The 9,269-nt window shown below is 70.8% G+C and carries 7 protein-coding genes and 1 pseudogene; 4 read left to right on the top strand and 4 right to left on the bottom strand.

What is annotated here, in order from left to right; genetic code table 11:
• Window positions 1–54 precede the first annotated feature (54 nt).
• Both tal and tkt read right to left on the bottom strand, forming a co-directional pair.
• Entirely contained in the window at window positions 55–1,197 is a 1,143-nt protein-coding gene (gene tal, locus J0670_RS20700) for a transaldolase (protein ID WP_207813128.1), read from the bottom strand.
• A gap of 87 nt (window positions 1,198–1,284) precedes the next feature.
• The gene (gene tkt / locus J0670_RS20695; protein WP_207813127.1) at window positions 1,285–3,384 is read right to left on the bottom strand and encodes a transketolase; all 2,100 of its coding nucleotides are present in this window, start codon (window positions 3,382–3,384) and stop codon (window positions 1,285–1,287) included.
• A gap of 459 nt (window positions 3,385–3,843) precedes the next feature.
• Between tkt and J0670_RS20690 the strand changes: the two genes are divergently transcribed.
• The gene (locus J0670_RS20690; protein WP_207813126.1) at window positions 3,844–4,791 is read left to right on the top strand and encodes a heme o synthase; all 948 of its coding nucleotides are present in this window, start codon (window positions 3,844–3,846) and stop codon (window positions 4,789–4,791) included.
• A gap of 82 nt (window positions 4,792–4,873) precedes the next feature.
• On the opposite strand, the gene J0670_RS20685 is transcribed toward J0670_RS20690, so the two are convergent.
• Window positions 4,874–5,515 (bottom strand): DUF2461 domain-containing protein, encoded by a 642-nt coding sequence (locus J0670_RS20685; protein ID WP_307806616.1) that lies wholly within the window; start codon window positions 5,513–5,515, stop codon window positions 4,874–4,876.
• A 72-nt stretch (window positions 5,516–5,587) separates the two neighbouring features.
• Between J0670_RS20685 and J0670_RS20680 the strand changes: the two genes are divergently transcribed.
• The gene (locus J0670_RS20680; protein WP_207813124.1) at window positions 5,588–5,926 is read left to right on the top strand and encodes a hypothetical protein; all 339 of its coding nucleotides are present in this window, start codon (window positions 5,588–5,590) and stop codon (window positions 5,924–5,926) included.
• A gap of 78 nt (window positions 5,927–6,004) precedes the next feature.
• Here J0670_RS20680 and J0670_RS20675 read toward each other — a convergent pair whose 3' ends face one another.
• Window positions 6,005–7,003, bottom strand: coding sequence for a COX15/CtaA family protein (locus J0670_RS20675; protein WP_307806615.1), 999 nt, complete (start codon window positions 7,001–7,003; stop codon window positions 6,005–6,007).
• A 242-nt stretch (window positions 7,004–7,245) separates the two neighbouring features.
• Between J0670_RS20675 and J0670_RS20670 the strand changes: the two genes are divergently transcribed.
• Both J0670_RS20670 and J0670_RS20665 read left to right on the top strand, forming a co-directional pair.
• Window positions 7,246–8,577 (top strand): choice-of-anchor A family protein, encoded by a 1,332-nt coding sequence (locus J0670_RS20670; RefSeq protein ID WP_207813123.1) that lies wholly within the window; start codon window positions 7,246–7,248, stop codon window positions 8,575–8,577.
• A gap of 345 nt (window positions 8,578–8,922) precedes the next feature.
• Window positions 8,923–9,269, top strand: a pseudogene (locus tag J0670_RS20665) (hypothetical protein); the annotation flags it as partial.

Raw genomic sequence — 9,269 nt, 5'->3', positions numbered from 1 at the left:
AAATCAGTGCTCACTTGATGTGCTCCGCTTTCGTGCGCTGGCTGTGAGCAGGGGTCACTTCTCGCCGGCGAAGGAGGCGAGCGAGGCGGTGACGGTGTCGAGCAGCTCCTGCCAGGACTGCTCGAACTTCTCGACGCCCTCGTCCTCCAGCACCTGGACCACGTCGTCGTAGTCCACGCCGGCGGCGGCGACGGCGTCCAGGACGGCCTTCGCGTCGGCGTAGTTGGGGACGATGGTGTTGCCGGTGACCACGCCGTGGTCGCCGGTGGCGTCCAGGGTGGCCTCGGGCATGGTGTTCACGGTGCCGGGGGCGACCAGCTCGGTGACGTACAGGGTGTCAGGCAGGGCCGGGTCCTTGACACCGGTGGAGGCCCAGAGCGGGCGCTGCGGCTTGGCGCCGGCCGCCTCCAGGGCCTTCCAGCGGGCGCTGCCCTCGGTCTTGCCGTCGACCGAGCCGAAGACCTCCTCGTACGCCTGGTAGGCGAGGCGGGCGTTGGCCAGGGCGGCCTTGCCGCGCAGGTCCTTGGCGGCGCCGCCGATCTTGTCCAGGCGCTTGTCGATCTCGGTGTCCACGCGGGAGACGAAGAAGGAGGCGACGGACTCGATCTGGGAGAGGTCCAGGCCCTTGGCCTTGGCGGCCTCCAGGCCGGTCAGGTAGGCGTCGATGACGGCCTTGTAGCGCTCCAGCGAGAAGATCAGCGTGACGTTGACGCTGATGCCCCGGCCGATGACCTCGCTGATCGCGGGCAGGCCGGCCTTGGTGGCGGGGATCTTGATGAAGACGTTCGGGCGGTCGACCAGCCACCACAGCTGCTTGGCCTCGGCCACGGTGGGGGCGGTCTCGTGGGCCAGGCGCGGGTCGACCTCGATGGAGACCCGGCCGTCGCGGCCGTTGGAGGCGTCGTAGACCGGGCGCAGCACGTCGGCGGCGTCGCGCACGTCCGAGGTGGTGATCATGCGGATCGCCTCGTCGGTGGTGACCTTGCGGACGGCGAGGTCGCGCAGCTGGCCGTCGTAGGAGCTGTCGCCGCTGCCGGCGATGGCCTTCTGGAAGATGGTCGGGTTGGTGGTGACACCCACCACGTGCTTGTTCTGCACCAGCTCGGCCAGGTTGCCGGAGTTCAGCCGCGTGCGGCTGAGGTCGTCCAGCCAGATCGCAACGCCTTCGTCGCTGAGGCGCTTCAGTGCGTCAGTCATGGTGCTTCAGTCCTTCTTCTTCTGCTTCGTGGGGTAGTCAGAGGGGGCCGCGTGCCCGCGTGCGCGAGGGCACGCGGCCCGGAGCCGCTAGCGGTTGACGGCCTGGAGCGAGCGCAGCGCGTTGTGCGCCTCGGCCACCACGCGCTCGGCGGTGATGCCGAACTCCTCGAAGAGCACCTTGTAGTCGGCGGAGGCGCCGAAGTGCTCCAGCGAGACGATCCGGCCGTGGTCGCCGACCAGCTCGCGCCAGCCCTGGGCGATGCCCGCCTCGACCGAGACGCGGGCCTTGACCGACGGCGGCAGCACGCTGTCGCGGTACGCCTGGTCCTGCTCCTGGAACCACTCGAAGGACGGGACCGACACCACGCGGGTGGCGATGCCCTCGGCCTCCAGGGCCTCGCGGGCCTGGACGGCCAGCTGGACCTCGGAGCCGGTGCCCAGCAGGATCACCTGCGGGTCGCCGGTGGACGCCTCGGCCAGGATGTAGCCGCCCTTCGCGGTGCCCTCGGCGGAGCCGAAGACCTCGCGGTCGAAGGTCGGGACGTTCTGGCGGGTGAGGGCCAGGCCGACCGGGCCGGGGTGGGTGGTCTGGCGCTCGATCACGGTGCGCCAGGCGACGGCGGTCTCGTTGGCGTCGGCCGGGCGGACCACGGACAGGCCCGGGATGGCGCGCAGCGAGGCCAGGTGCTCCACCGGCTGGTGGGTCGGGCCGTCCTCGCCGAGGCCGATCGAGTCGTGCGTCCAGACGTAGGTGACCGGCAGCCTCATCAGCGCGGCCAGGCGGACGGCCGGGCGCATGTAGTCGGCGAAGACCAGGAAGGTGCCGCCGTAGACGCGGGTCTTCCCGTGCAGCGCGATGCCGTTCATGGTGGAGCCCATGGCGTGCTCGCGGATGCCGAAGTGGATCGTCCGGCCGTACGGGCTGGCGGACTTCAGCGGGTTGCCCTCGGGGAGGAAGGAGCTGTCCTCGTCGATGGTGGTGAGGTTGGACTCGGCGAGGTCGGCCGAGCCGCCCCACAGCTCCGGGATCACCGCGCCGACGGCCTTGAGGGTCTCGCCGGAGGCCTTGCGGGTGGCGACGTCCTTGCCGGCCGGGAAGGACGGGACGGCCTTCTTCCAGCCCTCGGGCAGCTCGCCGGCCTGGATGCGGTCGAACTCGGTGGCACGCTGCGGGTTGGCGGCGCGCCAGGCGTCGAAGCCCTGCTGCCACTGGTCGCGGGTGGCCTTGCCGCGCTTGATGACCAGGCGGGCGTGCTCGATGACCTGGTCGCTGACCTCGAAGGTCTTCTCCGGGTCGAAGCCCAGGACCTTCTTGGTGGCGGCGATCTCGGCGGCGCCGAGCGCGGAGCCGTGGGCCTTGGCGGTGTTCTGGGCGTCCGGGGCCGGCCAGGCGATGATCGTGCGCATCGCGATGATCGACGGGCGGGAGGTCTCGGCCTTGGCGGCGGCCAGCGCCTCGGCGAGGGCCTCGACGTCGATGTCGCCGCTGGCCTTCGGGGTGACCCGCTGGACGTGCCAGCCGTACGCCTCGTAGCGCTTGAGGACGTCCTCGGAGAAGGCGGTCTCGGTGTCGCCCTCGATCGAGATGTGGTTGTCGTCGTAGAGGGCGACCAGGTTGCCCAGCTTCTGGTGGCCGGCCAGCGAGGAGGCCTCGGCGGAGATGCCCTCCTCCAGGTCGCCGTCGGAGACGATGGCCCAGATGGTGTGGTCGAACGGGGACTCGCCGGCCGGGGCCTCCGGGTCGAACAGGCCGCGCTCGTAGCGGGCGGCCATCGCCATGCCGACCGCGTTGGCGATGCCCTGGCCGAGCGGGCCGGTGGTGGTCTCGACCCCGGCGGTGTGGCCGTGCTCGGGGTGGCCGGGGGTGCGGCTGCCGGCGACCCGGAAGGCCTTGAGGTCGTCCAGCTCCAGGCCGTAGCCGGACAGGTACAGCTGGGTGTAGAGGGTCAGGCTGGTGTGCCCGGGGGAGAGGACGAAACGGTCGCGGCCGACCCAGGCCGGGTCCGTCGGGTCGTGGCGCAGGAACCGCTGGAAGATCAGGTACGCGGCGGGGGCCAGCGACATGGCCGTCCCGGGGTGTCCGTTGCCGACCTTCTGGACGGCGTCCATGGCCAGGACGCGCGCCGTGTCAACCGTCCGCTCGTCCAGCTCGGTCCACTCGAATGCGTTCGTCGGAGTCGTGCTCACCCTGGTCAGGGCTCCTTCCATTGTGAAGAGTGACCCCGTGAATGGGGACCGGGTCGGCCACGGCGCTGTGGTCCCGACTGTGCTTGGTGCCGGTCACGGAGGGTAGATCCCGCTTCTGCGTGCGAGCCTACCGTCCGGGCCGGTGCCACCCTGCGTGCCGGGACAACCGCGATTTCCGCAGACTGATTCCCACTAGGGCGAACTGATTGATTTGTCCCAGCCTCTCCTGTTTTGCGGCCGCCCGCCGCCCCGGTGGTCAGGACGGGTTGCGGGGCCCGCCGGAGCCCCTCGGCGGCCCCGACCGGCCGGTTCACCCGGGGGTGTGCGATCCGCCTCGCCGGGGGACCCCGGAGCCGGATGGGATATATGGAGCGTCTAAGGTGGCGTGGTACGCGCAGAGCGGACGATTCGGGACCCATCGTTCCTGTGGACGCCTGCGAGGATTCATCTTCAGTTGGGGTGTTAGTGACCGCCGTCGAAACCCGTCCCGCCGGGGTCACCGGGGCGACTCCCGCGCACCGGCCGATCGGGGCCCGTGTCGGCGCCTTCGTCGCACTGACCAAGCCTCGGATCATCGAGCTGCTGCTGATGAGCACGGTGCCGGTGATGTTCCTGGCCCAGCAGGGCGTGCCGAACATGCTGCTGGTGCTGAAGGTCGTGGTCGGCGGCTACCTCTCGGCGGGCGGTGCCAACGCCCTCAACATGTACATCGACCGCGACATCGACGCGCTGATGTCCCGCACCGAGCGGCGGCCGATCGTCACCGGGATGGTGTCGCCGCGCGAGGCGCTGGTGTTCGGCATCGCGCTCGGGGTCGTCTCCACGCTGCTGCTCGGCTTCGGGGTCAACTGGCTCTCCGCCGGACTCGCGCTCGGCGCGCTGCTGTTCTACGTGTTCGTCTACACGCTGGGGCTCAAGCGGCGCACCTCGCAGAACATCGTCTGGGGCGGCATCGCCGGCTGCATGCCGGTGCTGATCGGCTGGTCCTCGGTCACCAACTCGGTGTCCTGGGCGGCGGTGGCGCTGTTCCTGGTGGTGTTCTTCTGGACTCCGCCGCACACCTGGGTGCTGTCGATGAAGGTGCGCGACGACTACGAGCGGGCCGGCGTGCCGATGCTGCCGGTCATCAAGGGCAACGTCGCGGTCGGCAAGCAGGTCGTCGCCTACTCCTGGGTGATGGTGGCGACTTCCCTGGCGGTGTGGCCGCTGGGGCACATGAGCTGGCTGTACCCGGTCGCCGCGGTGCTGCTGGGCGGCTTCTGGCTGCGTGAGGCGCACGCGCTGTACGGGCGGGCCAAGGCCGGGATCGTCGGCGCGAAGCTGAAGGAGATGCGGCTGTTCCACTGGTCGATCACCTACCTGTCGCTGCTGTTCGTGGTGTGCGCGATCGACCCGTTCGTGAAGTAGGACTTCTCGCCGAAGGAGCCCCGGTCCGGTGGACCGGGGCTCCTTCGCGTTCCGGGGCCTCCCGCGCGCTCGCGCTCCTTCTTCAGCGGGGCGGCAGTTCGGAGGGGCCGACGTGGTCGTCCAGCCAGTCCCGCAGCGGCTGGGAGGCGTGCAGGAAGGCGGTGATCCGGGAGCGGGCGGCCCGGGTGCCCAGCCACGCGGCGGGGGCCCACTCCTGCCAGGCCACCAGGCCCTTGTGGCGCAGCAGCTCGATCCTCGGGTGGTCCCTGGGGTAGCCGCGCGGGGCGGACTTGAGGGTGTCGCGGCCGTACACCTGCGGGCCCTCGGCCTCCACCGCGGCGATCACCCGCTCCAGTTCGGCGCCGCCGATGTCCTCGGCGACGGCGGCGCGGTAGCGCTCCAGCTGGTCCGGGGCGAGCCGGTACATGCCGTTGCCGCAGGACAGGCCGTCGGCGGAGAGCTGGATGTAGCCGCCGCTCTCCAGGTGGGCGCCGATGTGCGTCTTGTACGGGGACTTGTCGGCGCTGAAGCGGATGTCGCGGTTGGGCCGGAAGACCTTGCCCGGCCCGAACTCCGGCTCCAGCTCGGCGAGCAGCAGCTCCATCGGGGTCCGTACGGCGTCCTCGTACTGCTGCCTGTGGGCCTGCCAGAAGGTCTTCGAGTTGTCGGCTTCGAGGTGCTCGTAGAAGTCGAGCGCCTCGGCCGGCCAGCCTTTGAAGGTCACGTAGTCAGTATGTGGCCCGGTGCACAGGGCGCTCCCGTCGCCAGCGCCGCTACCGGTGGGTAGCATGCGGGCATGAGCAGCGCAGAGACCGCCACCGCCAGCGCGCAGGACGCCCGTACCGAGCGCCGCGCCAAGCGCATCGCCAAGAACCTGACCAGCTTCGCCCGGCAGCACGGCGGCAGCGCCGACGCGGTCGTGGAGTACGTCGGCGCCGTGGCCACCCGGATCGTGGTGGTCGGCGCGGACGGCGCCTGGGGTGACCAGGTGGCCCCGAGCTACGCCGTCGGCCGGCGGGCCGCCGAGCTGGCCGGGCTGACCCTGCACGACGACTTCGAGGGCGAGCTCGGCCTCAAGGTGAAGACCGGCGAGTACGAGTGGAAGCGGATGGCCGGGATCCAGCTCGGCGGCTGACCGCACCCGGGTGAACGCCGACGGCCCGGCTCCTCCGTACGGGGGAGCCGGGCCGTCGGCGCGTGTCCGGGCGGGGCGTCAGACGGACGCGGCCTGCGGGGCCTGGGCGGGCAGCCGCTCAGGGGCGGGCACGTCCGCGCGGGTGCGCAGGGCGAGCGGGACGCGCAGGGCGGCGATCCAGGTGAGCGCGGCGCCGAGCATGTGGAGGCCGACCATCAGCTCGGGGGCGTCGGTGAAGTACTGGACGAAACCGAGCAGGCCCTGGAGGAGCAGCACCGCGAGGAGTTCCCTGGCGCGGGCCTTGGCGGGCTGGGGGGCCTTCACGGCGGCGAAGACGAAGATCACCGCGATCGACAGGCCGACCGAGACGAAGGCGAAGTCGGCGTGGAACTGGGCCAACCTGTCGTAGTCGATCGGGATGCGCGGGACGATCTTGTTGTCCTGGGGCGTGCCGGGGTGGTGGCCGGCGCCGGTGACCAGGGTGCCGGCGGCGACCAGCAGTCCGATCGCGGCGACCAGGACGTACGAGAGCTGGTGGATCGGGCGGGCCACGGCGAGCTCGGGTGCGCCGTCGCCCTCCTTGGACCGCTCCCACATCAGCAGCGCGACCCAGACCAGGGCCATCGCGGCGATCATGTGCAGCGCCACGGTGTACGGGTTGAGGCCGGTCAGCACGGTGATGCCGCCGAGCACGGCGTTGCTCATCACCAGCCAGAACTGGGCCCAGCCGAGCTTGGTCATGCTGCGCCGCCAGATGGGGGTCCCCCCGGCCGAAGGCTGGGGGAGATGGCAGCGGGCGGCCAGGATCGCCCAGCCGACGGCGGCGCTCAGCACGTAGGTGAGCATCCGGTTGGTGAACTCGACGACACCGTGGAAGCCCATCTCGGCCGTGGGCGTCAGGCTCTCGTCGGTGCAGCGGGGCCAGGTCGTACAGCCGAGGCCGGAGGCGGTGAGCCGGACGGCGCCGCCGGTGACGACGATCACCACGCTCATCACCAGCGCGGCGAACGCGGCGCGCCGGACCATCGCGGCGGAGGGCTGCCAGCGCTCGGCGAGCAGGGAGAAGGGGTTAGGCACGGGGTCAATCGTAGGCGGCCTTACAGCCGATCTTGGGGCGGGGCGCGGGCGGCGCGCGGGAACTGCGCGTAACAGGCGGTCGGCGACACGCGGGGGAGGACACGCGGACGAAATGGGACGGTTCGGTCAAGATCTGCATTGGTCTTGACCATTCACCCGTTTGGCCGAAAGAGTGCGGCTTGGTCCATACCTTTTCGGGCCCCTCCCCCCATCTATGCCCGCACGCAAGCGGAGAGCTGCACATGCGCATACCCATTTCCGCCGCCGCGCTCGCGGTAGGCGGCTCGCTCGCACTGGCCGGCCTGACCATGCCGGCCGCCCACGCCGTCGGCACCGACCAGGAGTGCCGCGGCCTCGGGATCGCCAACCTCTACGGCGAGTTCATCGAGGGCGACGACACCCACACCCCCGACGCCGAGGGCGCGGTCGCGGTCGGCGGCAACGCCGACTTCACCGGGGGCTTCTCGGTCGGCCAGGAGCTGACCGCCGCCGAGGTCGACGCACTGCCCGGCAAGAACGCGCTCGTGGTGGCCGGAAAGATCACCGGCCACAACACCCAGGTGATGAAGGGCAACGGCGTCTACGGCGCCAAGGCCGAGGGCGTGGTCGTCCAGGCCCACGCCGGCACCATCGCCCAGGGCGCCTCGCCGATCGACTTCAAGGCCGAGTTCGCCAAGCTGCGCGCCGCCTCGACCTCGCTGGCCGCGGTGCCGCAGAGCGCCGGGGCCACCGTCCAGGTCGAGGGCGCCAAGCTGACCTTCGCCGGCGGGGACGCCAAGTACAACAGCTTCACGGTCGACGCCGCCAAGCTCCAGAGCGCCAAGGACGTCTTCGTCAAGGTGCCGGCCGGCTCGGTGACCGTCATCAACGTGACCGGCGGGTCGTACGACATGGCGGCGGCCGGCACCACCGGCTTCCACCTGTGGGACGCCGGCAAGTCGGACTTCGTCCTGGACGACAAGCTGCAGAGCGCGGCGAGCGGGGCGATCCGGGCCAAGCTGCTCTGGAACTTCCCGACCGCGACCAAGGTGGTCAAGAACAGCCAGGCCGCCTGGGCCGGTACCGTGCTCGCGCCCAACGCCGCCTTCGACCTCGGCAGCGGCGGCCCGGTCAACGGCTCGGTGATCGCCGCCTCGCTGACCGGCAAGGGCGGTGCGGAGACGCACCACTACCCGTTCACCGGCTGCCTGCCGGGCACCGTCGTGCCGACGCCGTCGGTCACCCCGACGGTGCCTCCGGTCGTGCCGAGCGGCTCGCCCTCGTCCTCGTCCTCGGCTTCGACCCCGGCCACGCCGGGCGGCACGACCGCGCCGAGCGGCTCGGCGAGCCCGTCCGGCTCCCCGAGCGCGCCGGTGAGCGGTGCGCCCAGCGCGAGCGGTTCGGCCAGCCCCTCCGCAGCGACGGCCGTGCCGTCCGGTTCGGCCAGCCCGTCCGCCCAGGCGGACGCGGGCGGCAACCTGGCGCACACCGGCTCCGGTCCGGTGGTGCCGCTGGCGATCGGCGGCGCGGTGGTGATCGCGGCCGGCGCCGGAATCGTGGTGGCGGCCCGGCGCAAGGCGGCCAGGAAGGCCTGAACGGCCTGAACGGCCTGAACGATTCGTGCGGCCGGAATGGTCCGAACGTTCGTCGACTGATCGACAAAGTGGCCCCCGGTGATTGAATCCGATCGCCGGGGGCGGCTTTTTGTTCCGGAGTAACGAAGTTCGGTCAGGTTTCCCGAATCCGCGTTCTGCGAGGTGGCGGCTGTGATGGGCTGGTCATGCACATCCGGGAACGGACCGACAGACGAAATCCGGTCGTACGGCGGGGTGTGGCGAGGTGCGGAAGTGCCGGTAGAGTCCCCCGGACAGTCGTAGCGGGCCACCGCAGGACACTCCAACACGCCTGCTGCGCATGACCGTTCGGAGGGGAACAGGGTAATGGCGCGACAGCAGCGGCACATGCGGATCGGCGCGGCGGTGATCGCCGGCACGGCGGCGGTCGGATTTCTCCTGCCCCTGGCGCTTGCCACCAACGCCTCGGCGCACGTGCCGACTTGGTCGGTGACCTGCGACAAGGTCGTGATCGACCTGATCAACTACAGCGGCAACGAGACCGTGAAGAACACCGTCAGCCTCACCATCGACGGTGAGAAGGTCCTGGACGCCAAGACCTTCCCCGCGGAGTTCCACGGCACCTTCCCGGTGAAGGACCACACGGCCCCGATCAAGGCGAACCTGGTGGTCTCCACCACGGAGAACCCCAATGAGAAGGGCTGGAACATCAA

The organism is Streptomyces sp. FH025 (assembly GCF_017427025.1).
Classification (GTDB): Bacteria; Actinomycetota; Actinomycetes; order Streptomycetales; family Streptomycetaceae; genus Kitasatospora.
The sequence above is the reverse complement of the archived record's forward strand: the minus strand, read 5'-3'. Positions and strand labels throughout refer to the sequence as shown.

Coding starts and splice junctions, on each gene's coding strand:
- J0670_RS20670 (WP_207813123.1), top strand. CDS start 7,246: ATGCGCATACCCATTTCCGCCGCCGCGCTCGCGGTAGGCGGCTCGCTC.
- tal (WP_207813128.1), bottom strand. CDS start 1,197: ATGACTGACGCACTGAAGCGCCTCAGCGACGAAGGCGTTGCGATCTGG.
- J0670_RS20680 (WP_207813124.1), top strand. CDS start 5,588: ATGAGCAGCGCAGAGACCGCCACCGCCAGCGCGCAGGACGCCCGTACC.